The sequence below is a fragment of the Roseicyclus marinus genome, from assembly GCF_030163795.1.
Taxonomy (GTDB): Bacteria; Pseudomonadota; Alphaproteobacteria; order Rhodobacterales; family Rhodobacteraceae; genus Roseicyclus; species Roseicyclus marinus.
Genome location: NZ_JASJOF010000003.1, coordinates 315,531 through 336,395 on the forward strand (window position 1 = coordinate 315,531; position 20,865 = coordinate 336,395).

Consider the following 20,865-nt stretch of genomic DNA (forward strand, 5'->3'; position numbering starts at 1 on the left):
GAGGCTCTGAACACATGAGACATGGGCTGGTCGGTGTGCTGGCGGGACTGGCGTTGAGCGTCGCGGCAAGCGGTGCCTTGGCACAGGAAGAATCCACCAACCGCGTGAACGCGGCGACGGATTGGTCGGTGTTCGTCGAGGACGATCCGACGCAATGCTGGGTCGTTTCGACCCCGCGCGAAACGGTGAATACCCGCGACGGTCGCGTGGTGTCGGTGAACCGGGGCGAGATCCTGATGTTCGTCAGTTTCTGGCCCGGTCAGGACCGGCTTGGCGAAGTGTCCTTCACCGGTGGTTATCCTTTTGCGGATGGATCGACTGTGTCGGTCCAGATCGGCGATGCGAGCTTCGAATTGTTCACCGAGGGCGAGATGGCTTGGGCCGCTTCGCCGCAGGACGACCAGCGCATCATCACCGCGATGAAGCGTGGGGCCGATGCGGTGTTGACCGCCCGGTCGTCGCGCGGAACCCAGACGCAGGACACGTTCTCGCTGATCGGGTTCACGGCCGCCGTCGAAGACGCCGAGACGCGCTGCGCGAACTGAGCCTTTCGGGCCATCGCGGGCAAAACGCTTTGCCTCTGGCGGGGGATGCCTATATGTGCCCCCAGTTCACGAAGGATTGCCCGATGACCGCGGATACTGCCGCCTCTGCGCCCGTCACGCAGGATGTGCTGACCATCCCCCGCAAATTGCCCGATGGGCCGGTCAACCTGATCGGTCTGACCCGCGACGGTATGCGCGCAGCCCTGATCGCGGCAGGTACACCGGAAAAGCAGGCCAAGATGCGGGTCGGCCAGATCTGGCAATGGCTGTATCATTGGGGCGCCCGCGATTTCGACGCGATGACGAACCTGTCCAAGGCCTATCGCGCCGAGCTGGCCGAACGATTCGTGATCGAGATACCCGAGGTGGTGCGGCGCGACATCTCGGCGGACGGGACGCGCAAATACCTTGTCCGCATCGCGGGCGGTCACGAGGTCGAGGTCGTCTATATCCCCGAAGAGGATCGCGGCACGCTGTGCATCTCGAGCCAGGTGGGATGCACGCTGACCTGTTCCTTTTGCCACACTGGCACCCAGAAACTCGTGCGGAACCTGACCGCGGGCGAGATCGTGGGCCAAGTGATGATGGCGCGCGACGACATGGGCGAATGGCCCGAACCGGGCGAAGGTATGGGCCTGCGGCCACGGCTGATTTCCAACATCGTCCTGATGGGCATGGGCGAGCCGCTGTATAATTTCGAGAATGTGCGCGACGCGATGAAGATCGCCATGGATGGTGAGGGCATCGCGCTCAGCCGTCGCCGCATCACGCTGTCGACGTCGGGCGTGGTGCCCGAGATCGCGCGCACCGCCGAGGAAATCGGCTGCATGTTGGCGGTCAGTTTCCACGCCACCACGGACGAGGTGCGCGACCGTCTTGTGCCGATCAACAAGCGCTGGAACATCGCCACGCTTCTCGATGCGCTGCGGGCCTATCCCAAGGCCAGCAATTCGGAACGGATCACCTTTGAATACGTGATGCTCAAGGGTGTGAACGATACGGACGAGGATGCGCGACGGCTGGTGCGGCTGATCGCGGGGATCCCGGCCAAGATCAACCTGATCCCGTTCAACGAATGGCCGGGCGCCCCGTATGAGCGGTCTGATTGGGAGCGGATCGAGCGCTTTGCCGATATCGTCTACAAGGCCGGTTATGCCAGCCCGATCCGCACCCCGCGGGGCGAGGATATCATGGCGGCCTGCGGGCAGCTGAAATCCGCGACCGAACGCGAACGCAAGTCCCGGGCGCAGATCGCGGCGGAAACTGGCACAGCAGGCTGACCTGTCGTCACCTGAAGTCCTTCGCCGTTTCGCGACGGAAGAAATGAAAAAGACGGCCCCGAGGGACCGTCTTTTCCGAAACCAATCGACTTGCGTCGTATCAGTTGTTGGCTGCGACCGCGGCTGCGATCAGGATCAGCGCCAGCACGGGGACCAGGATGCCGCCAGCCGAGGAAGAGGTATCTTCCACGATGACAACGGGTTCCACGACGGGCTGAACAACGCCACCTGCGATCGCGCCAGTGGCAACGAGCGACAGAGCAGCAGCGAGAGCGAGTTTCTTCATTGTATCCTCCAAGATACGCCCATTTCACGCACTATGCGTAAGGTAAGGGCACCCAAGACTGTACCTCGTACGATTTCTTTAAGCAGCAATACCATATGATTGCAATCCGTCTGAAATCGGCCTGACAGCAGGATTGCCATCATGTCGTCAAATAAGCAACACCTGAGTGCCCAGCTGCGCATGGCCGAAAAGTTCAGCAATGTGTTCGTTGTAGAGACCGACGCACCCATTGGATGACCGGCGCCCGATCTTGCGCGTGTCGTGGGTGCCGTGGATGCGGTAAAACTCCCAGCTCAGGTAAAGTGCGTGGGTTCCCAAGGGGTTGTCAGGCCCCGGCGGAACATAGTCGGGCCATTCGGGATTGCGCGCGCGCATCGCCGGGGTCGGACGCCAGGACGGACCCTCGACCTTGCGCACGACTTCGGTGCGGCCGCGCCGGGTCAGATCCTCGGACATCGGCACGGAGGTGGGGTAAAGCCTGTAGACGCTTCGATCCTCGCTCCAGAAATGCAGGGCCCGCGAGGTCAGATCGACCAAGATCGCGCCGTTGCGCGTGTCGCTGAAATAGGGTCGCCAATCCAGCGTCCGGAAGCTGGAGATGTTGCGTCGGACGCCTTGGCCGGCGCTGCCTTCGAATTCGGTGCTGTCGGGGGTGTTTTGCGCCAGCGCAGGCGCCGCTATGCCGCTGGCGACGCCACCGAGAACGGCGCGGCGGCTGATGCCGCCACGGTCTGAACTGCTCATGATGCCTGCCTCCTTGTTTTCGGGGGCTGTGTGGTCTGCCTCTGCACGAAAGATACCACGAAAGTGCGACATGTGATCAGGGCGTTGCGTCGATTTGGCAACGGCTGTGGTGGATCGGTCTCAGCGCGCACAGCATGGAGTTGTAAACGGAATGGCAAAAGTTTTCCGTCACACTATGGAAACCATGATGTCTCGAAGGTCTATTCTCCTGTCCTGCGCTGGATTTCTGGCGCTTTCCGGCTGTGCCGATCCGCTTGCCTCGGTCGCGCTTGGGCCGGACGGGCGGCCCTTGCCGGTGCTGTACCGGATCGATCCGGCCGACACGGCGCGAATCCAGTTCCGCGTGCTGGACAGCGTGAATTCGCTGCGGGCGGCCTCTGGGGCAACTCCGTTGCAGTTGAATGCCGAACTCACCGCAGCTGCGGCCACCCATGCCCGCGACATGGCGCTGCAGAATCGCCCGTGGCATTTCGGATCGGATGGGTCGTCGCCCATCGATCGGGCGCGGACGGCGGGTTACCGCGGCACGGTTCTGGGCGAGAATATTTCCGAAACCTACGAATCGGAGCTTGAGACCATCGCCGCCTGGATGACTCAGCCCGATACGCGCGATGTCATCACCGATGCGCGCGGCCGCGACCTCGGCGTCGCCTATCACCAGGAAGAAACCGGAAAGATCTGGTGGGTCATGGTCGTGGGGGATGGCGGGGTTTCCGGCCCTGCCAATGCCCCCACGGGTTGATCCGTCTCAGGCGTAGAGGTCGATCACCGTGCCATCGCGCACCATGGCGTAGATGTCGCGCATTTCGCGGTTCGTGACGCTGATGCAGCCGGCTGTCCAATCCTGCGCGCGGCGGAATTCACGCGGTGTGCCGTGGATGAAGATGTCACCACCGGGGCTGACGCCGCGCTCGCGGGCCTGCGCGCGGTCTTCCGCGTTGGGATAGCTGATGCCGATCGACAGATAATAGGCGCTGTTGGGGTTGCGCCGGTCGATGATGTAGCGCCCTTCCGGGGTGCGCCCGTCGCCTTCGGTCGTCTTGTGGCCGACCGGGGCAAAGCCCAAACCGATCGAGTAATCTGCCAATATGCTGCCGTGATGCATCAGGTACATCTGGCGCGCGGCCTTGTGCACCTCGATCCGCGTGACCTCGGGGCCGTCATAGCTGATGAACCGGGACGGCTCGCAGGCCGCAACGGTGGCCGAGGCCATCATCAGGGAAAGCGTGGAACGCCGGGTGAGGAAAGTTGCCATGGAACTGCTCGAACAGTGGTTTTGTCCGGGCGCATACACCAGAAAATAGCCCCTGCGTAGTCACGATTTCGCGGGATCGTCCGCCAGCATCGCGGCCAGTCCCGCGCGGTAATCGGGATAGCGGAGGCGCACCCCCAGATCCTCCTTGATGCGGCGGTTATCGACCCGTTTCGATTCGGCGTAAAAGCTCGCGGCCATCGGCGACATCTCGGCCTCGTCGAAGGGCACGGCGGGCGGCAGCGGCAGCCCCAGAAGTTCGGCCGCATGGCCGATCACATCTTGCGGTGGGGCCGGGTCATCGTCGCAGACGTTGTAGACCGCGCCGGGATCGGGCCGCTCCATCGAGGCGGCCAGAACCTGCGCGATATCCTCCACATGGATGCGTGAAAAAACCTGACCCTCCTTGATGATCCGCCGCGCGCTGCCGTCGCGCACCTTTTCGAAAGGGCCGCGACCGGGGCCGTAGATGCCCGCCAGCCGGAAGATGTGCAGCGGCAGGCCATGGTCGCGGTGCAGGTCCTGCCATTCTGCTTCGGCGGCGATGCGTGCCTTGCCCCGTTCGGTCGACGCCTCCAGCGGCGTCGTCTCGTCCACCCATCCGCCCGCATGGTCGCCGTAGACGCCCGTGGTCGACAGGTAGCCGACCCAGGTCAGCCGCCCGGCCGCGGCGATGAAGGTGTCGCGGGTTTCGGCCAGAACCGGATCACCTGCATCCTCCGGTCCGGCCGTGATCAGCACATGGGTCGCCCAATCCAGATCCTCGGCCATGTCGGTGCCCGGAAAGATGCGCACCGTCAGACCCTGTGCGCCCAGTTTGGCCGCTTTTTCGGCGCCGCGCGTCGTCACGCGCAGATCATCGGGCGCAAGGTTCAGATGCGCCACAAGGTGCCGGGCGCTATAGCCATGGCCAAAGATCAAAAGCCTCATCGCACTCTCTCCACCGCCCAACGCGCGGCATCCGCAACAGTCGCGTCGGGATCATCAATCAGGCTCTGCGCCGCAGGTTCGAGCCGCTTTTCCCCCGAATTCCCGATGGCATAAAGCACGTTGCGCACGAACCGGTCGCGCCCGATCCGCTTGATCGGGCTGCCGCTGAACATGGCGCGAAACCCGGTATCGTCGAGCTGGGCCAGATCTGCCAGCGGGGGCGAAATAAGCTCGGGCCGCGCGGCATAACGTGTTTCCTGCGCGGCTTGGGCGAACTTGTTCCATGGGCAGATCGCAAGGCAATCGTCGCAACCATAGATCCGGTTGCCCATCAGGGGCCGCAAGTCGGGATCGACCGGCCCTTTGTGTTCGATGGTCAGGTAAGAGATGCACCGCCGTGCGTCGAGCTGGAAGGGCGCGGGAAAGGCCCGGGTCGGGCAGATGTCGAGACACGCCGAGCAGCTGCCACAATGCTCCACCTCCGCCGTGTCGGGCGGCAGGTCTATCGTGGTGAAGATCGCACCCAGAAAGAACCAGTTTCCCAGATCGCGCGCCAAAAGGTTGGTGTGCTTGCCCTGCCAGCCCAGCCCCGCCGCCTGCGCCAGCGGCTTTTCCATCACGGGGGCCGTATCGACGAAGACCTTGATCTGGTGGTCGCGTTCCTGGTCCAGCAGCCAGCGAGCTACCCGTTTCAACCGCTTCTTGACCAGGTCGTGATAGTCCTTGTTCTGTGCATAGACGCTGATGGTTGCACGGTCGCGCCGATCCAGCGCCTGCAAGGGGTCGGTTTCGGGCGTGTAGAGATCGGCCAGCATGATGACCGACCGCGCCTCCGGCCAAAGTGCTGCGGGATTGCCGCGCCACTCCATCCGATCCGCCATCCAGCCCATCTGACCATGCCGCTCCTTGGCGACGAAGGCGGCGAGCCGTTCCGCGGCTTCGGGGATGGCGTTTGGTCGGCAAACGCCCATCTTGGCGAAACCCGCCGCCCGGGCCTCTGCCAGAAGGGCCTGTTTGAGCGCGCTCAAAAGTCCAGGTTCGCGTAATGCGGCGGCTGGATGAAGCCGGGGATCTGGTCGGCAAGGATCGACCGGAAGGCCGGGCGCGATTTCACCTTCGCATACCAATCCTTGACGATCTCCGAGCGGTTCCAATCCACGTCCGAGATATAGTCGAGGCACGACAGATGTGCGGCGGCCGTGAAATCGGCCAACGTCATCTTGTCCCCCGCCAGCCAGCGCCGGTGATCCAAGAGCCAGGCCATGTAGTCGAGATGATACTTGATCTGCTGCGCGCCGGTCTTGACCGCTTTGCCGTCCGGATAGCCGCCGCGCATGATTTTCTTGTTCACACGTTCATAAACGAGGTTCGCGGTCACCTCGTGATGGAACTTGTCGTCGAACCAATGCACCAGCCGCCGCACTTCGGCCCGGCCCTTGGGGTCGGACGGCATCAGGGGCGGTTCGGGCCGCGTTTCCTCGAGATATTCGCAGATCGCGGTCGATTCGGTCAGGTGCATCCCGTCGATCTTCAGGACCGGCACCTTGCCTGCCGGGTTGCGGCGCAGGAACTCGACCGAGGGTTCCCAATATTTCTCGTCGACCAGTTCGACCTCGATCCGCTTCTCGGCCAGCACAAGGCGGACCTTTCGGCAGAACGGAGAGAGGGCAAAATGATAGAGACGCGCCATGATCCGCTCGATTGTGTTGGGCTGCCTCTCTATGGCGCAAAATATGGACCAGTTTCAATTCGCAAAGCAATTATCGCGCCCATCCGCGGCGATCGTGGCCGCGCCATCGGCGATGGATGCCGCGCGCCGGTCGACAAAGGGGGAGGGTCGGCCCGCATCGCGGCCCTGCGGGTCGGGCAGCACCGCAGCCAGCAGCGCGGCCTGCCGGGGTGTGAGATCGGCTGCGGCGACGCCGAAATGGTGCCGCGCCGCGGCCTCGGCCCCAAAGACGCCTTCGTCGAATTCCGCCACGTTCAGATAGACTTCGAGAACACGGGATTTGGACCAGAACAATTCCATGACCGGTGTAATCGTGGCCTCCAGCGCCTTTCGCAGCCAACTGCGCCCATGCCAGAGAAAGGCATTCTTGACCGTCTGCTGGCTGATCGTCGATGCACCACGCTGCCCGCCCTCTGCGATGGCATCGCGAATCGCATCCATGTCAAAGCCCCAGTGACGGCAGAAATTGGCGTCTTCCGCCGCGACGGCCGCGCGTTGCAGATGGACCGAGATCCGCTCCAGCGGCACCCAATCGCGCTCGATCCCGCCAAGCCGGCGGCTTTCGCCGATCATGTAGAACGTCGTGGGTACGGGCACGACCGCGTAAAGCGCCGTCCAGCCAAGGATCAGGGCGATGCTTCCGATGGCCGCGCGCAAAAGCCAGCGCCGCAGACCCTGCGCCGCCCGCCGCAGCCGTGACGGCCTTGTGCCGCCCGCGCGCGATCTCCGCCCACGGGGTTTTGCTGCGCTGTCGCTGTTGGTCCTGCGCGCCAAGCCTTGCCTCTTGTTCTGCCCTGTTTTCGCACAGCGTAAAGCCATCGCCCCACAAAGGCCAAGGCCCCGTGCCCGCCCGGCGCGATTATCCGGTCTGCCTCAACGATCCACCGAAATACCCGTCTTTGGCCTGCCCACTTCCCCAATCGCGCCGCATTTCGGCGTCACAACCACGGGAACTCAAGGATGGAACGGGTATCACCGATGGACAGACTGACCGAAATGGAAGCCTTTGCCATGGTCGTGGACCAGGGCGGCTTCACGGATGCCGCAAAGAAGATGGGGATTTCCAAATCGGCCGTGTCCAAACATGTCTCGAGCCTCGAGGCGCGTCTGGGCGCGCGTCTCTTGAACCGCACAACCCGCCGCGTCAGCCCGACAGAAATCGGACTGGCCTATTACGACCGCGCCCGGCGCGTCCTGAACGATGCGGGCGAGGCCGATGCGCTGGTCACCGCGATGCAATCCGCACCTTCGGGAACGTTGCGCGTGTCGGTCGCCACCGATTTCGGGGTCAACCATGTCTCGCCGATCCTGGGCAAGTTCCTGCACCAGTTCCCCGATGTCACGGTCAACATGGTTCTGAACAACCGTTATGTCGAACTGATCTCGGAAGGGTTCGACATGGCGATCCGGGTGGGCGAACTGGAGGATTCGAGCCTGCGCGCCCGCAAGATCTGCGAGACGCAGCGCCGCATGATCGCCGCGCCCTCCTATTTCGCGCGCTATGGCCGCCCGGAAAAGATCGACGATCTGAACGAACACAAGCTTTTGCACTACACCAACAGCGCCAATGGCAACGTCTGGAAGATCACCGCGCCCTCGGGGGAACAGCGGCAGGTGCGCACAGGGGGCTGGCTGACTGTGAATGACGGCCAATCCTTGCTGAACGCCGCCATCGGCGGCCTCGGCATCGCCTACCTGCCCAGCTTTCTCTACGCCGATCCCATGCGCGAAGGGCTGGTCGAAGACGTGATCCCCGACCTGCCGGTCGATATTCAGGGCGTCTACGCGATCTATCCTCCGGGTCGCTACACCCAGCCCAAGGTCAGGTCCTTCATCGATTTCCTTGTCGATGCCTTCAAGGATCGCGGCCCACTCGATTGGTAGAACCTGAGCTGCCGCTTCTTTTGCCGTGCCGGACCCTGTCGTTTGCTCCGGGGTGCCGTGCCTCACTGTGCCCGGGTCGGTTCCGCCGATCCGGGCCTTTTTCATCCGGCGATCAGCACGGCCTCGACCCTGCGATTGGCTTCGCGGCCTGTCGTGGTGGCATTGCTTGCGCGCGGTGCGAGGTAGCCGATGCCCTGCGCCTCGACCTGTGCGGGGTTCACGCCCAGCCTGTCGATCAGATAGGTCCGAACCGCACCCGCACGGTCACGCGACAGGGCGATGTTGCCCTCCAGCGATCCATCCGTGTCGGTGTGACCCACCAGAACGATCCGCCGCGCGGCATCTTCGCCAAGAAACCCGGCAAGGGCTGCAAGGCTTTCGAACCCGCTGTCGGACAAGGCCGAGGCGCCGGTGGGAAAGCTGACATCGTCCAGCGTCACGGCGCCCTGATCCAGCAGCGTGGCGATCACGCCGCTGTCGCCAGCGGCCGGGCGCGGCGTCGACGGGGCGGGGACGACCTCCGTGGCGATCGGCGTCACCCCGTCCAGCACCCGCGCGAGATGCGCGTAACCCAACTGCCCCCCTTGTGACAGGGTGAAGGCCAGATGTTCCTCCCTGCCTTCGGCGTCCTGTCGCACGGCGGCAAGATACTGGAACCGGCCAAGGTCGACATGCATGTCCGGGCCTTGAGCAATCGGCAGGGCGAAGCGGAAATCAAAGCCGCCGCAGCGCGTATCGGCGCAGGCGTAAAGGATCTCGTATCCTTGCGCGGTCAAATCGGCGCTCAATTGCTCGGCCAGTCGCGCCGGATCCGCCGCCGTATCGGGAAGGGTCCAGATCTCGTCCAGCAGGCTGCCCGAAACATTGGTGACAGGCACGCTTTGTCCGTCATGGGGCCCTGTGGCGATGGCATAGCCCGATACGGTCGATTGCGCCTGCGCGACCCGTTCCGCACCGACAGGCCAAGCCAGATCTTGTGCCAGCGCGACGGCAGGCAGGCCCGCACACAGCAGGCCAAGCGGCAGGATCAGATGGGGCAGGGGGCGCGGCGCGCGGCCGGAATGGGTCATGGGCCGGTCAGGATCGCTGGGATCGATAGTGGTACTGTCCCACAGCTTGGAACCCCAAGGAAGCGTAAAGCCCTTGCGCCGGCCGGTTTTCGCCGGTGACCAGTACCGCCATCGTATCGGCACCCTCTCCTTTCGCCCAATCTGCGGCAGCGCGCATCATCTTGGCCGCCAGCCCCTTGCGGCGATGTGCGGGCGCGATTTCCAGCGCATGCAGCATGGCGATGCCATGATGGATGGCCACGAAGGCGGTTCCGGCGGGTTTGTCATTGGCCCGCCCGAAAAAGGACATGCGCGGCCCGGTGACACGCTCCATCACCGCCAACCGCGCGGGCCCGATCCCGCCCGCGGCCCAGATCTCGGTCTGGATGGCAAGTGGCGGCCATGTGGCGAAACAGGTGACGGGCGGCGGCGGCGCTGCCAGATCGGCGCAGGGCATGACCATCGCATGGGTCGTATCGCGCGGGGTCAGGCCGCGCGCCGCCAATCGCGCATCCAACCCGGTCTGGTGGCCGGGAACCTGGAACAGCGGCGGTTGCCCGAACCCCTCCAGCGCCGCGATGGCGGCATCGATCTCGGCCTCGGTGGTGTCTGTCGTGGCAGGATCAGCCAGTCGCGCCGCGCTGACGCGCTGTCCACCACCGCCGCCCGCTTGTACCATAAAGGGTCCGACCTGCCGCGCCTCGGCCGCGGGCCATGTGGCCGTGATGACGGGCATGAGGTCGGCGATCCCCGCCATGGCCTAGTCCGCCGCCGGAAAGAGCCGGTTCAGTTCGGCCATCACAAGGTCAACCGCCGCGCCATCCTGACTGCGGACGACGATATTGGACCCATGCACACCGTCGCGATGGAACGGGTAGGATCCGATCGAAACCTCGGGGTGTTCGGCAGCCAGCCGCCCCAGCGGTTCGGCGATATCCCCCTCGCCTCGGACCACGCGCAGCGATTGCGACAGCATCGGCGGGCCACCCGTCAGCGTCGGCATGACGCTTGCCACCATCGCCTCGAAGATCGTGGGGACGCCCGCCATGACATGCACATTGCCGATGGTGAACCCGGGCGCGGCCGAAATCGGGTTGTCGATGAGCGTGGCGCCCTCCGGTATACGGGCCATGCGCAGTCGCGCGGCGTTCAACTCCTGCCCTTGCCGGTCGTAATGCGCCTGAAGGATCGCGCGCGCATCGTCGCGGATGTCGATGGCGGCCCCCATGGCATCGGCTACGGCATCGGCGGTGATATCATCATGCGTCGGCCCGATCCCGCCCGAGGTAAAGACATGGTCATGTGCTGCCGACAGGCTCTGCACCGCCTGTTTGATCCTGTCATGGTCATCCGCGACCACCCGCGCCTCGGCCAGTTTTATGCCGTGATCGGTCAACGCACGGGCAAGAAAATACATGTTGCTGTCGCGGGTGCGCCCGGACAGGATCTCGTCTCCGATGACCAGCATCGCGGCGGTAGGGGTCTGCATTGTCTGGCCTTTGCTTGTCTCTTGCTGCCGGATCGGTATAGGCCCCCACCCAAGCGCTTTCAAACCCCTCGCAAGCGGTGGGGTGCGGGCGATGGTCGGCACGGCCTGCAAGGGTCTCGCGTCGGGCATGTGCCCAGAGCGGTGTCAGCTCGGCCTGACTGGAAATTGTCACTTAAAGCGCCTAATTTAGCGGGTGATAAAGGTTCGGAGGTCCAAGGTTTGGACGATTTCAAAGGCCGTCTGACGAAAGACGGCATTCGCATACACGGGGCGGATGATTTCGCCGGGATGCACCGCGCGGGCGCATTGGCCGCGCGCATCCTCGACGATGTCGCGCCCATGGTCGTTCCCGGCCAGACCACCGAGGCGCTGGATGCCGCCATCGAGGCCATGGTGACCGCCGCTGGCGCGACCTCGGCCACCATCGGCTATCGCGGCTACAAGCATGCGTCCTGCATTAGCGTGAACCACGTCGTTTGCCACGGCATCCCAGGCCCCAAGGTTCTGAAAGAGGGCGATATCCTCAACATCGACGTGACCGTGATCGTTGATGGTTGGTTCGGGGATACCAGCCGGATGTATGTCGCGGGCAAGATGGGCCGCAAGGCAGAGCGTTTGGTACAGGTCACCCATGACGCGCTGATGAAAGGGATCGAGGCCGTGCGCCCCGGCAACACCTTTGGCGATATCGGCCATGCGATCCAAAGCTTCGTCGAGGCGCAGCGCATGTCGGTTGTGCGCGATTTCTGTGGCCATGGCCTTGGGCAGGTGTTCCACGCGCCCCCGAACGTGCTGCACTACGGTCGCCCCGGCACCGGCCCGCGTCTGGAGGAAGGGATGTTCTTCACCATCGAACCGATGGTGAACCTCGGCCGTCCCGAAACCAAGGTTCTGGCCGATGACTGGACAGCCGTAACCCGCGACAAGAGCCTGTCGGCGCAGTTCGAACATTCCATCGGTGTCACCGCGACCGGGGCCGAGATCTTTACCCTCTCGCCCGGTGGCCGGTTCCATCCGACGTGGATCGCCTGACCGATCGCATAACCGATCGTTAACCTTTGTTGGCGAAGCTCGGGCGCATGTCCGATCAGCCCTCTTTTTCCTTCGGCGAGGTGTCGCCGCAATTTCTGCCCGGTGTCCCGGCAGCCGCGCCCCCGGTGGGGCGCAAGGCCGCCGGCCCGTCCAAGGGGGCGGAACTGCATCGCCATGCCCACCGCGACAGGCTGCGCGCGCGGTTTTCGCAGGGCGGGGCGGAGGCCGTGCCCGATTACGAACTGCTGGAAATGATTCTCTACCGCGCCCTTCCGCGCGGTGACACCAAACCGCTGGCCAAAGCACTGCTGAAACGCTTTGGCGATATCAACCATGTCCTCGCCGCGCCGCCCGCCCGCTTGAAGGAGGTGGAGGGGGTGGGGGATCGTGTTGTCTTCGAGCTGAAACTGATCGAGGCGGTCGGCCACCGCATGGCGCGCGCCCGCGTGCTCAAACGGCCGATCCTGTCGTCCTGGGACGCGCTGCTCGACTATTGCCAGACCGCGATGGCGCATCGCGATCTGGAACAATTTCGCGTCCTCTACCTTGACCGCAAGAACGTGCTGATCGCGGACGAGGCGCAGGCCGACGGCACCGTCGATCACGTGCCGGTCTACCCGCGCGAGGTGGTGAAACGCGCGCTGGAGCTGAACGCTTCGGCCCTGATCCTCGTGCACAACCACCCCTCGGGCGATCCGTCGCCCAGCCGGGCCGACATCGATATGACTTACGCGATCCGCGATGCCGCGCAGGTTCTGGGCCTTGTGGTGCATGACCACCTGATCATCGGCAAGGCGCGGGAATTGAGTTTCCGGAGCGAGGGGTATCTCTAGCCCCGTCGCGCGGCCTTGCGGCTCACGGCCTCAGGGCGTGCCCTGATCCAGCCAGACCTCGACGCGGCGATTGACGGCGCGGCCCCAATCGCTGTCGTCGCAGGCCATCGGCATCGCCTCGCCAAAGGCATCGATGGCCAGTGTCACCCGGCCCGGATCCGCCGCCTCTGCCGCCGCGCGCACCGCCTCTCGTACGGTTTCCGCCCGTCGCAGCGACAGGCGCTGGTTCACGGCGGCGGGGCCTTCGGCGTCGGAAAACCCCACGAAGGTCAGACGCCGGCCGTCGAACAGACCCTGTTCGATGGCCGCGGCCAGCCGCGCGACAGCGGCCCGTGACTGTGCATCCAGATCGACAGACCCATCCGCGAACCGAAAGGTGGTAGACAACCGTTCCGATCCGTCCAGCCGTGCGACCAGCCGCTGAAGATCGGGCAATGTCACCTCGTCCCCCGCGGCTGCGACCGCGTTGGCCAGCCGCCGACCCTGCATCGCCACCGGGGTCCGGGTCAGGGTCTGGTTGACGTATCCCGCCCGCGCCACGATCCGTTCGGCGGTCCCGGTTTCGGTCCAGTTGAGGAAATCGCGCACCAGCTGCGGCAGGCGGCGCGGCGCAAGGTAGATCAGGACCGGCGCGGTCAGCGGATAATCCTCAGCGCGGACGGCATTGGCATCGGCCGTTTGCGAGAACCCGCAGGCCCCCGCAAGCGGCAGGCTGCGCGCCGGGCCATGCGCCGATTGCGCGGTGATCCCGATCGCATAGGCGTCCCGCGCCACCGCTTCTGCAAGATCTACGGAACTGTCGTGGCGCGTGATGTCGGGGCTGGGAACGGGATGCCCCTGCGCCGACAGGATGCGATCGTCGAAGAATTGCGCCAGCCCCAGATCGGCCTGCAACAGGTGCAGCGCGATCGGCGCATCGGGGCCGCCCAGATCCTGCCAATTGGTGATCGCCCCGGAAAAGACCTGCGCCAGTTGTGACAGCGACAGGGCCGCAACGGGGTTTTGCGGCGCGACCACCGGCACCAGCGCGTCCAGCCCGATCACCCGCACCCGCCGGATCAGCGCCGGATCATCGGGAAAGGCCGCCAGATCGGCGCGGCGTTCTGCCTCCGAGGCTTCGCGCAGGCTGATCGCCATGTCGGTTTCGCCGTTCAAAAGCGCCAACATGCCCGTGTCGCTGGTGCCGGGCAACACATGGAACACCGCCGCGACGCTGCCATCGGCGCGGCTCAGCGCATAGCGCAGCCCGCCCCCCACGACAGGTTCCGGTGTGGCAAGCGTCATGCCACGGCTTTGCGCAAAACCCTCGATCAAGGGCGGCAACAGGCCCTCGGCCACCGTCGCTTCGCCCGCGATGCGCGCCTCGGCCACGAAGCCGCCCAGATCGGGACAACCCGGCCCGGCACAGCGCACACCCTCGGAGGCGATGGTCAGGGGGCCATAGATGGTTTCAAGGCGGTAATAGGCCCCATCATAGGCGACCAGATTCCCTTCCAGCGTCACGCTGCCGTCAAGCGAGCGCAGTTCCACATCCTGCGCCCAGAGCGCAGGGGGCGACACGAGAAACATGCAGGTGAAGGCGGTCCGCAGGACCGTCGCCGGTGAAAAGGGCATGTTGGCTGCGCGACTGGGCCTCAATTACCGACGAGTCTCGGCCCCGCGAACAGATTTTGCAACATCAGAAACTCGCCTACCGCGTCACAGCCGGGCAGGGTCAGCGTAACGGGGTTCACGGCCACGGGCCCACCGGCCACGCTCTGCAGGCTACGGGCATCGACCCACCGTCCACAGGTCGCATCCTCGATCGCGATTTCCGCGACGACGGACAGCGTGTCGCGCAGGGCGGCGGGGATGGTGATGACCTGTGCAAGGCGCGGTGCGTCCAGCGTCGGATCGCCCAGAACGGTCAGGAAGCCGCCTGTGCCGATCGTCGCCTGCGCAACCGTGCCCGGATTGTCCCGCCACAGGTGTCCGGGCTCGCCAAAACCCGCGTCGCCGGTGTAGCCGTGCAGTTGAAAGGCCGCGCTACCGGTCCAGACGATGGCGGCGCGGTCATGATCGATAAGGTCCGGCAGGCCTGCCAGCGTCGTCGCCTCGGCCCCGGTCTCGATCTGCACGGTAAAGAAGGCGGGGGTTTCCATCGCCGGGATATCCAGCGTCAACAGCCCGAGCGCATCGGTGCGCGCGCTGAAGGCCAGCGCGCCATGCGTGATCTCGACCCTCGCGTTGGGCGCGCAGGGCTCCATCACGTCCAGCGCAACCATAGCGCCCGGCGTCGCCTCGGCGGTGATTGTCAGCCCGCAGGGCAGGCCCAGCGCGCTACGCGCGACATCGGGCGGGTATTGGGGCGATGGGCTGGTGGCCTCTGGGGTATCGGGCGGGGGACGAGTGCCCGATACGGCGGTCACGGTGGTCGGGGCCACCGTATCCCCGGTCAAGACCACGCTTGCCACATCGGCCTGCACAGGTGCGGCCGTGCCATCGAGATATTGCACCACGGCCAGACCCGCGCCGCCGAGCGCAGCGATGGCGGAGGATCTGAGCAGCAGCTTGCGTCTGGACATCTGGACACCCCGATCTGGCGATGGGGGCAGATTGTCTCAAGAATGCGGCGAAACCGCGGTGGAAATCGCGATTGTTCAAGGAATTCCGGTCAAATCGGACGCGTGGCCTGCCTCAGGCCAGGCGTCCGTGACAATGCTTGAACTTCTTGCCCGATCCGCAGGGGCAGACGTCGTTTCGGCCGGGGTTGCCCCATGTCTCGGGGTTGGTTTCGTCGAACCCTTCGCGCGCAGCCTCGGGCGCTTCGGCCGCGGCCGGTTCCAAGGCGCGTTGTGCCGCCTGTTGCTGGGCCTGAAGCTGGCGGATCAGCTGTTCCTGCTGTTCCGGGCTCAACGGTTGGATCCGCGCCAGTTTCGTGGTCACGTCGTTTCGCAGCCCGTCCAGCATGGATTCGAACAGCTGGAAGCCTTCGGTCTTGTATTCGTTCAGCGGGTCGCGCTGGGCATAGCCGCGGAAGCCCACGACCGAGCGCAGATGTTCCAGTGTCAGCAGGTGATCGCGCCATTTCTGGTCGATGGTCTGCAACAAGACCTGCTTTTCGATGGACCGCATCTGTTCGGGTCCGAATTGCGCCGCCTTCGACGCCATGTAGGCATCTGCCGCCTCGCGCAGCCGCTCCTCGACAACCTCCTGATCGACGCCATCCTCGGCGGCCCAATCGGCCAGCGGCACGTCGATGCCCAGCGTCTCGCGGACGGCGCCGGTCATCTCCTCGACCTCCCATTGGTCCGCGTAGGATTTGGGCGGCATGTAGGTTGCGACCATGTCCTCGATCACCTGATGGCGCATGTCGCGCGCGACCTCGGCGATATCTTCGGCGGCCATGACCTCGCGACGCTGGCCAAAGATGACCTTGCGCTGGTCGTTCATCACGTCGTCGAATTTCAGCAATTGCTTGCGGATGTCGAAATTGCGCCCCTCGACCTTGGCCTGCGCGCGCTCCAACGATTTGTTCACCCACGGGTGAACGATCGCCTCGCCCTCTTTCATGCCCAGCGTCGACAGCATCTTGTCCAGCTTGTCCGAGCCGAAGATCCGCATCAGGTCGTCTTCGAGCGACAGGAAGAAGGACGACCGCCCCGGATCGCCCTGACGGCCCGAACGGCCGCGCAGCTGGTTGTCGATGCGGCGGCTTTCATGCCGTTCGGTGGCCAGAACGTACAGGCCGCCCGCATCCTTCACCTTTTGTTCATCGTCGCGGTGCTCACCCTCGATCCGGGCGCGGATCGAGGCGTGATCGCCGGTCGGATCGGCGGCGATGGCCTGCATGATCTTGAATTCGACATTGCCGCCCAGCTTGATGTCGGTGCCGCGGCCCGCCATGTTCGTGGCGATGGTGATCGCGCCCAGCTTGCCCGCATCGGCGACGATCTGTGCCTCCTGCTCATGCTGGCGCGCGTTCAGGATGTTGTGGGGCAGACCTGCCTTTTCCAGCATCTTGCCCAGCATCTCGGATTTCTCGATCGAGGTCGTGCCGACAAGAACCGGCTGGCCCTTTTTGTGCGCCTCGCGGATGGTTTCCACGATGGCCTCGTATTTCTCGCGGGCGGTGCGATAGACCGCGTCATCGTCGTCGATCCGCGCGACGGGCAGGTTGGTCGGGATCTCGACCACACCCAGCCCGTAGATCGCCATGAATTCCTCGGCCTCGGTGGCGGCGGTGCCGGTCATCCCCGCCAGCTTGCCGTAGAGGCGGAAGTAATTCTGGAAGGTGACGCTGGCGAGCGTCACATTCTCGGGTTGGATCTGGCAGCCTTCCTTGGCCTCGATAGCCTGATGCAGACCCTCGGACAGGCGGCGGCCCGGCATCATCCGGCCGGTGAATTCGTCGACCAGAACCACCTCGTTCGACCGGACGATGTATTGCTGATCCTTGTGGAACATCTTGTGAGCGCGCAGCGCGTTCGTCAGGTGGTGCACGATGGTCGTGGACTCGGGGTCGTAAAGGCTCTGGCCCTCGGGCAAGAGACCGACCTCGTGCAGCTTGTCCTCGAGGAAATCGTTGCCCTCGTCGGTAAAGCTCGCGTTCCGCGCCTTTTCGTCGAGCGTGTAGTGATCTTCGGCGATCTCGGGGATGATCTTGTCGATGGCAAGGTACAGGTCCGACCGGTCCTGCGTCGGGCCGGAAATGATCAGCGGCGTCCGCGCCTCGTCGATCAGGATGCTGTCCACCTCGTCGACGATGGCGAACTTGTGATCGCGCTGCGCCATGTCCGACAGGCTGGCGCGCATGTTGTCGCGCAGGTAGTCAAAGCCGAGCTCGTTGTTGGTGGCATAGGTGATGTCGGCGGCATAGGCCGCGCGCTTTTCCTCGTCGGGCTGGCGCGGATAGACGACGCCGGTGGTCAGACCCAGCGCGGCATAGACTTTGCCCATCCATTCGGCGTCACGCTTTGCAAGGTAGTCGTTGACCGTGACGATATGCACGCCCTTGCCGGTCAACGCATTGAGATAGGCGGGGAAGGTCGCGACCAGCGTCTTGCCCTCGCCGGTCTTCATCTCGGCAATGTTGCCCTGATGCAGGAAGATGCCGCCGATCAGCTGCACATCATGCGCGCGCAGGCCAAGCGCACGCCGCGCGGCCTCGCGGCAATTGGCAAAGGCCTCCGGCAACAGATCGTCCAGGCTTTCGCCGTTGGCGACGCGGCTGCGCAGCTCTTCGGTCTTGGCGATGATCTCGGCATCGGTCCGGGCCTGGCTTTCGGCCTCCAGCGCGTTGATCTGCGCGACCAGCGGTCGGACGGACTTGACCTTGCGGTCGTTCGTGCTGCCGAAAACCTTTTTCGCCAGCGAACCCAATCCAAGCATATGACGCGCCTTCTACCGGGGCCCATGGCGCGAAAAGCCGCGCAGGCCGGAATATCTCAAACGATCGTGTGGGGCATCCGGGTTGTTCGGCCCATCGCGGCGGTCTATCAACGGCGGCAACAGGTCAGGGCCCCGATGCGATCCGTCAAGCGACATAAGGGCCCGCCACAAGGGTGTCAACGCGGGCTGGCCTGCCCACGACCAAGCAAAAGGACGCGTTCCATGAAGAAGTTTCTCGCCACCGCCGCCCTGTCGGCCTTCATCGCGCTGCCCGCTGCGGCGCAGGATGCGCCGACAGCCGACACGGTGCTTGCGACCGTGAACGGAACCGAAATCAAGCTGGGCCACCTGATTGCGATGCAGCAGATGCTGCCGCCGCAATATCAGGAACTGCCCGACAATGTGCTGTTCGACGGCTTGCTGGAACAGTTGGTGCAGCAGCAGATCCTTGCCGATGTCGCCGATGACGAGATGACCGCGCGGATGGAACTCGGTCTTGCCAACGAACGCCGCGCTTTCCTTGCGGCGATGCTCCTCGACCAGATCGGCATGGCCGACCTGCCCGAGGAGGAGGTTCAGGCCGAATATGATGCGCAATACGGCAGCACAGGCGCGGTCACCGAATACAACGCAAGCCATATCCTCGTAGAAACCGAAGAGGCCGCTCAGGCCCTGATCGCCGAACTGGGCGAGGGGGCGGATTTCGCCGAACTGGCGCAGGAACGCTCCATTGGCCCCTCCGGTCCCAACGGGGGACAGCTTGGCTGGTTCACCGCCGGAATGATGGTCCCGAGCTTCGAAGAGGCGGTCTTCGCCCTCGAGGTCGGAGAGGTATCGGCCCCCGTCGAAACGCAGTTCGGCTGGCATGTGATCGTTCTCAACGACACGCGCGACCAGGAGCCTCCCGCGCTCGAAGAGGTGCGCGCCGAGCTTGAGGACGGCCTGCGCCGCGCCCGCGTCGACGCCGCCATCACCGAGCTTTCGGAGGCCGCCGAGGTGGTCCGCCCCGAACTCGAGATCGACCCGTCCGTGATCCGCAATCTGGATCTTCTGGCGGACTGACCGCAGCCTTTTCGGGGAAAAACGCCATGGCGAAGGCAAAGGACGACAAGAAGAAAAAGGCCAAGTCCAAGGACAAGGCTGAAAAAGGGGCCGGTAAGAAGATCAAGGTAGCCAAATCCGCGGGCAAGGCCCCGCTGAAGGTTTCGCCGCTGGCGCCCGCGTCCTTTCCCGACCTGCCCGTCATCGACGGTGTCCGCTTTGCCGCGGGCGAGGCGGGTGTGCGCTACCTCAACCGCACCGATGTGATGCTGGCCGAAATCGCGGCCGGATCGACCGTCGCGGGCGTCTTCACCCGGTCGGCGACGCGGTCGGCCGCCGTGCTCGACGGTCAGGCGAAACTGGCCGCCCTGCCCGGTCGGTCCAAGAAAGGCTTCGCCATCGTCGTGAATTCGGGCAATGCCAACACCTTCACCGGCGCGCGCGGGGCCAGCGACGTCGCCGTGATCTGCGAGGCGGCCGCAACGGCGCTCAAGATCCCGGCGGGCCATGTCTTCACCTCCTCCACCGGCGTGATCGGCGAGCCGCTGCCCGCTGAAAAGATCACAGCCATCTTGCCGGTGCTGGCCGATGGGCTGGATGCGGGCAAGGCCGCCGTCGCCGCCCGCGCCATCATGACCACCGACACTTTCCCCAAGGGTGCCGTTGCCGAACTCGACATCGCCGGCAAGCCGGTGAAGATCGCAGGTTTCGCCAAGGGTTCCGGCATGATCGCGCCCGATATGGCGACCATGCTGGGCTATATCTTTACCGATGCCGCCATCACGCAGGATGCGCTTCAGGCGATGCTGTCGGCCACCACCAAGACCAGCTTCAATGCCGTGACGGTCGACAGCGACACCTCCACCTCCGATACGGTGCTGATGGCCGCAACGGGCCGCGCCAACCACGCGCCCATCACCTCGGCCAAGTCGAGGGAGGGGCGCGCCTTTGCCGCCGCGCTGGGCGCGGTGATGCGGGATCTGGCGCTTCAGATCGTGCGCGACGGCGAGGGCGCAACCAAGCTGGTCGAGGTTCGGGTGACGGGCGCGAAATCCGCCCGCGACGCCGACCGTGTTGCCCGCTCCATCGCCAATTCGCCGCTGGTCAAGACCGCCATCGCGGGCGAGGATCCGAATTGGGGCCGCATCGTCATGGCGGTGGGCAAATCCGGAGCCGTGGCCGACCGTGACCTGTTGACCATTCGCTTCGGCGATCTGGTCGTGGCCGAAAAAGGCTGGCGGTCCGAGACCTATTCCGAGGCCGATTGTGCCGCCTACATGAAAGGTCAGGAACTGGTGATCGGTGTCGACATGGGGCTGGGCAAAGGCGCGGCCACGATCTGGACCTGCGACCTGACCCACGCCTACATCGACATCAACGCCGATTACCGGTCGTGACGGT

At 64.6% G+C, this 20,865-nt stretch carries 21 protein-coding genes; 8 read left to right on the plus strand and 13 right to left on the minus strand.

Going from position 1 to position 20,865, the window contains the following annotated elements; translation table 11 throughout:
• Positions 1-14 precede the first annotated feature (14 nt).
• Together QQK63_RS06560 and rlmN are read left to right on the plus strand one after the other, a co-directional pair.
• Positions 15-545 carry an invasion associated locus B family protein gene (locus QQK63_RS06560; RefSeq protein WP_277825663.1) on the plus strand — a complete coding sequence of 177 codons (531 nt, stop codon included), beginning with the start codon at positions 15-17 and terminating at the stop codon, positions 543-545.
• A gap of 83 nt (positions 546-628) precedes the next feature.
• Complete coding sequence (rlmN, locus tag QQK63_RS06565) at positions 629-1,825, plus strand: dual-specificity RNA methyltransferase RlmN (protein WP_277825665.1); 1,197 nt, start codon at positions 629-631, stop codon at positions 1,823-1,825.
• A 100-nt stretch (positions 1,826-1,925) separates the two neighbouring features.
• Here rlmN and QQK63_RS06570 read toward each other — a convergent pair whose 3' ends face one another.
• Positions 1,926-2,111 (minus strand): hypothetical protein, encoded by a 186-nt coding sequence (locus QQK63_RS06570; RefSeq protein WP_277825667.1) that lies wholly within the window; start codon positions 2,109-2,111, stop codon positions 1,926-1,928.
• 147 nt (positions 2,112-2,258) lie between these two features.
• Positions 2,259-2,855 (minus strand): L,D-transpeptidase, encoded by a 597-nt coding sequence (locus QQK63_RS06575; protein WP_277825669.1) that lies wholly within the window; start codon positions 2,853-2,855, stop codon positions 2,259-2,261.
• Positions 2,856-3,042: 187 nt separating this feature from the next.
• On the opposite strand from QQK63_RS06575, the gene dalA reads away from it, so the two are divergent.
• Positions 3,043-3,597: a divisome-associated lipoprotein DalA gene (dalA, locus tag QQK63_RS06580; protein WP_277825671.1), complete on the plus strand. Its 555-nt coding sequence runs from the start codon at positions 3,043-3,045 to the stop codon at positions 3,595-3,597.
• A gap of 6 nt (positions 3,598-3,603) precedes the next feature.
• On the opposite strand, the gene QQK63_RS06585 is transcribed toward dalA, so the two are convergent.
• From QQK63_RS06585 to mtgA, 5 genes are read right to left on the minus strand one after another with little or no spacing between them, the layout of a single operon-like run.
• Positions 3,604-4,110, minus strand: a complete 507-nt coding sequence (locus tag QQK63_RS06585; RefSeq protein WP_377134026.1) for a L,D-transpeptidase family protein — start codon at positions 4,108-4,110, stop codon at positions 3,604-3,606.
• Positions 4,111-4,170: 60 nt separating this feature from the next.
• Positions 4,171-5,037 (minus strand): SDR family oxidoreductase, encoded by an 867-nt coding sequence (locus QQK63_RS06590; protein ID WP_277825673.1) that lies wholly within the window; start codon positions 5,035-5,037, stop codon positions 4,171-4,173.
• Positions 5,034-6,008, minus strand: coding sequence for a tRNA epoxyqueuosine(34) reductase QueG (gene queG / locus QQK63_RS06595; RefSeq protein ID WP_377134136.1), 975 nt, complete (start codon positions 6,006-6,008; stop codon positions 5,034-5,036). The genes QQK63_RS06590 and queG overlap by 4 nt, the downstream gene beginning before the upstream one ends.
• A gap of 53 nt (positions 6,009-6,061) precedes the next feature.
• The gene (gene fzlA, locus QQK63_RS06600; RefSeq protein WP_277825676.1) at positions 6,062-6,727 is read right to left on the minus strand and encodes an FtsZ-binding protein FzlA; all 666 of its coding nucleotides are present in this window, start codon (positions 6,725-6,727) and stop codon (positions 6,062-6,064) included.
• A gap of 54 nt (positions 6,728-6,781) precedes the next feature.
• A complete protein-coding gene (gene mtgA / locus QQK63_RS06605) occupies positions 6,782-7,540 on the minus strand; it encodes a monofunctional biosynthetic peptidoglycan transglycosylase (RefSeq protein ID WP_377134030.1) in 759 nt (252 codons plus the stop codon).
• 204 nt (positions 7,541-7,744) lie between these two features.
• Between mtgA and QQK63_RS06610 the strand changes: the two genes are divergently transcribed.
• Entirely contained in the window at positions 7,745-8,650 is a 906-nt protein-coding gene (locus QQK63_RS06610; RefSeq protein ID WP_277825679.1) for a LysR family transcriptional regulator, read from the plus strand.
• Between the two features lie 101 nt (positions 8,651-8,751).
• Here the strand turns inward: QQK63_RS06610 and QQK63_RS06615 are convergent, their stop codons facing one another.
• The 3 genes from QQK63_RS06615 to QQK63_RS06625 are packed head-to-tail and all read right to left on the minus strand — an operon-like array spanning position 8,752 to position 11,188.
• Positions 8,752-9,720 (minus strand): OmpA family protein, encoded by a 969-nt coding sequence (locus tag QQK63_RS06615; RefSeq protein ID WP_277825682.1) that lies wholly within the window; start codon positions 9,718-9,720, stop codon positions 8,752-8,754.
• 7 nt (positions 9,721-9,727) lie between these two features.
• Positions 9,728-10,456 carry a GNAT family N-acetyltransferase gene (locus QQK63_RS06620; RefSeq protein WP_277825684.1) on the minus strand — a complete coding sequence of 243 codons (729 nt, stop codon included), beginning with the start codon at positions 10,454-10,456 and terminating at the stop codon, positions 9,728-9,730.
• A gap of 3 nt (positions 10,457-10,459) precedes the next feature.
• Entirely contained in the window at positions 10,460-11,188 is a 729-nt protein-coding gene (locus QQK63_RS06625) for a competence/damage-inducible protein A (protein ID WP_277825686.1), read from the minus strand.
• 219 nt (positions 11,189-11,407) lie between these two features.
• Between QQK63_RS06625 and map the strand changes: the two genes are divergently transcribed.
• Both map and radC read left to right on the plus strand, forming a co-directional pair.
• Positions 11,408-12,220: a type I methionyl aminopeptidase gene (gene map / locus QQK63_RS06630; protein ID WP_277825688.1), complete on the plus strand. Its 813-nt coding sequence runs from the start codon at positions 11,408-11,410 to the stop codon at positions 12,218-12,220.
• Between the two features lie 47 nt (positions 12,221-12,267).
• On the plus strand, positions 12,268-13,053 hold the full coding sequence (gene radC, locus QQK63_RS06635) for a RadC family protein (protein WP_277825690.1): 786 nt from the start codon (positions 12,268-12,270) through the stop codon (positions 13,051-13,053).
• A 30-nt stretch (positions 13,054-13,083) separates the two neighbouring features.
• On the opposite strand, the gene QQK63_RS06640 is transcribed toward radC, so the two are convergent.
• The 3 genes from QQK63_RS06640 to secA form a co-directional block, all read right to left on the minus strand.
• Positions 13,084-14,667 (minus strand): substrate-binding domain-containing protein, encoded by a 1,584-nt coding sequence (locus QQK63_RS06640; RefSeq protein WP_277825692.1) that lies wholly within the window; start codon positions 14,665-14,667, stop codon positions 13,084-13,086.
• 20 nt (positions 14,668-14,687) lie between these two features.
• Positions 14,688-15,617, minus strand: a complete 930-nt coding sequence (locus QQK63_RS06645; protein ID WP_277825694.1) for a hypothetical protein — start codon at positions 15,615-15,617, stop codon at positions 14,688-14,690.
• Between the two features lie 112 nt (positions 15,618-15,729).
• Positions 15,730-18,423, minus strand: coding sequence for a preprotein translocase subunit SecA (secA, locus tag QQK63_RS06650; protein WP_277825696.1), 2,694 nt, complete (start codon positions 18,421-18,423; stop codon positions 15,730-15,732).
• A gap of 222 nt (positions 18,424-18,645) precedes the next feature.
• Between secA and QQK63_RS06655 the strand changes: the two genes are divergently transcribed.
• A complete protein-coding gene (locus tag QQK63_RS06655; RefSeq protein WP_277825698.1) occupies positions 18,646-19,485 on the plus strand; it encodes a peptidylprolyl isomerase in 840 nt (279 codons plus the stop codon).
• A 26-nt stretch (positions 19,486-19,511) separates the two neighbouring features.
• Entirely contained in the window at positions 19,512-20,861 is a 1,350-nt protein-coding gene (gene argJ / locus QQK63_RS06660; protein WP_277825700.1) for a bifunctional glutamate N-acetyltransferase/amino-acid acetyltransferase ArgJ, read from the plus strand.
• Positions 20,862-20,865 lie beyond the last annotated feature (4 nt).

What these genes read in the sequence shown, in the direction of transcription:
- QQK63_RS06560 (WP_277825663.1), top strand. Translation starts at nt 15, where the DNA reads ATGAGACATGGGCTGGTCGGTGTGCTGGCGGGACTGGCGTTGAGCGTC.
- rlmN (WP_277825665.1), top strand. Translation starts at nt 629, where the DNA reads ATGACCGCGGATACTGCCGCCTCTGCGCCCGTCACGCAGGATGTGCTG.
- QQK63_RS06570 (WP_277825667.1), bottom strand. Translation starts at nt 2,111, where the DNA reads ATGAAGAAACTCGCTCTCGCTGCTGCTCTGTCGCTCGTTGCCACTGGC.
- QQK63_RS06575 (WP_277825669.1), bottom strand. Translation starts at nt 2,855, where the DNA reads ATGAGCAGTTCAGACCGTGGCGGCATCAGCCGCCGCGCCGTTCTCGGT.
- dalA (WP_277825671.1), top strand. Translation starts at nt 3,043, where the DNA reads ATGTCTCGAAGGTCTATTCTCCTGTCCTGCGCTGGATTTCTGGCGCTT.
- QQK63_RS06585 (WP_377134026.1), bottom strand. Translation starts at nt 4,110, where the DNA reads ATGGCAACTTTCCTCACCCGGCGTTCCACGCTTTCCCTGATGATGGCC.
- QQK63_RS06590 (WP_277825673.1), bottom strand. Translation starts at nt 5,037, where the DNA reads ATGAGGCTTTTGATCTTTGGCCATGGCTATAGCGCCCGGCACCTTGTG.
- queG (WP_377134136.1), bottom strand. Translation starts at nt 6,008, where the DNA reads ATGGGCGTTTGCCGACCAAACGCCATCCCCGAAGCCGCGGAACGGCTC.
- fzlA (WP_277825676.1), bottom strand. Translation starts at nt 6,727, where the DNA reads ATGGCGCGTCTCTATCATTTTGCCCTCTCTCCGTTCTGCCGAAAGGTC.
- QQK63_RS06610 (WP_277825679.1), top strand. Translation starts at nt 7,745, where the DNA reads ATGGACAGACTGACCGAAATGGAAGCCTTTGCCATGGTCGTGGACCAG.
- QQK63_RS06615 (WP_277825682.1), bottom strand. Translation starts at nt 9,720, where the DNA reads ATGACCCATTCCGGCCGCGCGCCGCGCCCCCTGCCCCATCTGATCCTG.
- QQK63_RS06620 (WP_277825684.1), bottom strand. Translation starts at nt 10,456, where the DNA reads ATGGCGGGGATCGCCGACCTCATGCCCGTCATCACGGCCACATGGCCC.
- QQK63_RS06625 (WP_277825686.1), bottom strand. Translation starts at nt 11,188, where the DNA reads ATGCAGACCCCTACCGCCGCGATGCTGGTCATCGGAGACGAGATCCTG.
- radC (WP_277825690.1), top strand. Translation starts at nt 12,268, where the DNA reads ATGTCCGATCAGCCCTCTTTTTCCTTCGGCGAGGTGTCGCCGCAATTT.
- QQK63_RS06640 (WP_277825692.1), bottom strand. Translation starts at nt 14,667, where the DNA reads ATGCCCTTTTCACCGGCGACGGTCCTGCGGACCGCCTTCACCTGCATG.
- QQK63_RS06645 (WP_277825694.1), bottom strand. Translation starts at nt 15,617, where the DNA reads ATGTCCAGACGCAAGCTGCTGCTCAGATCCTCCGCCATCGCTGCGCTC.
- secA (WP_277825696.1), bottom strand. Translation starts at nt 18,423, where the DNA reads ATGCTTGGATTGGGTTCGCTGGCGAAAAAGGTTTTCGGCAGCACGAAC.
- QQK63_RS06655 (WP_277825698.1), top strand. Translation starts at nt 18,646, where the DNA reads ATGAAGAAGTTTCTCGCCACCGCCGCCCTGTCGGCCTTCATCGCGCTG.
- argJ (WP_277825700.1), top strand. Translation starts at nt 19,512, where the DNA reads ATGGCGAAGGCAAAGGACGACAAGAAGAAAAAGGCCAAGTCCAAGGAC.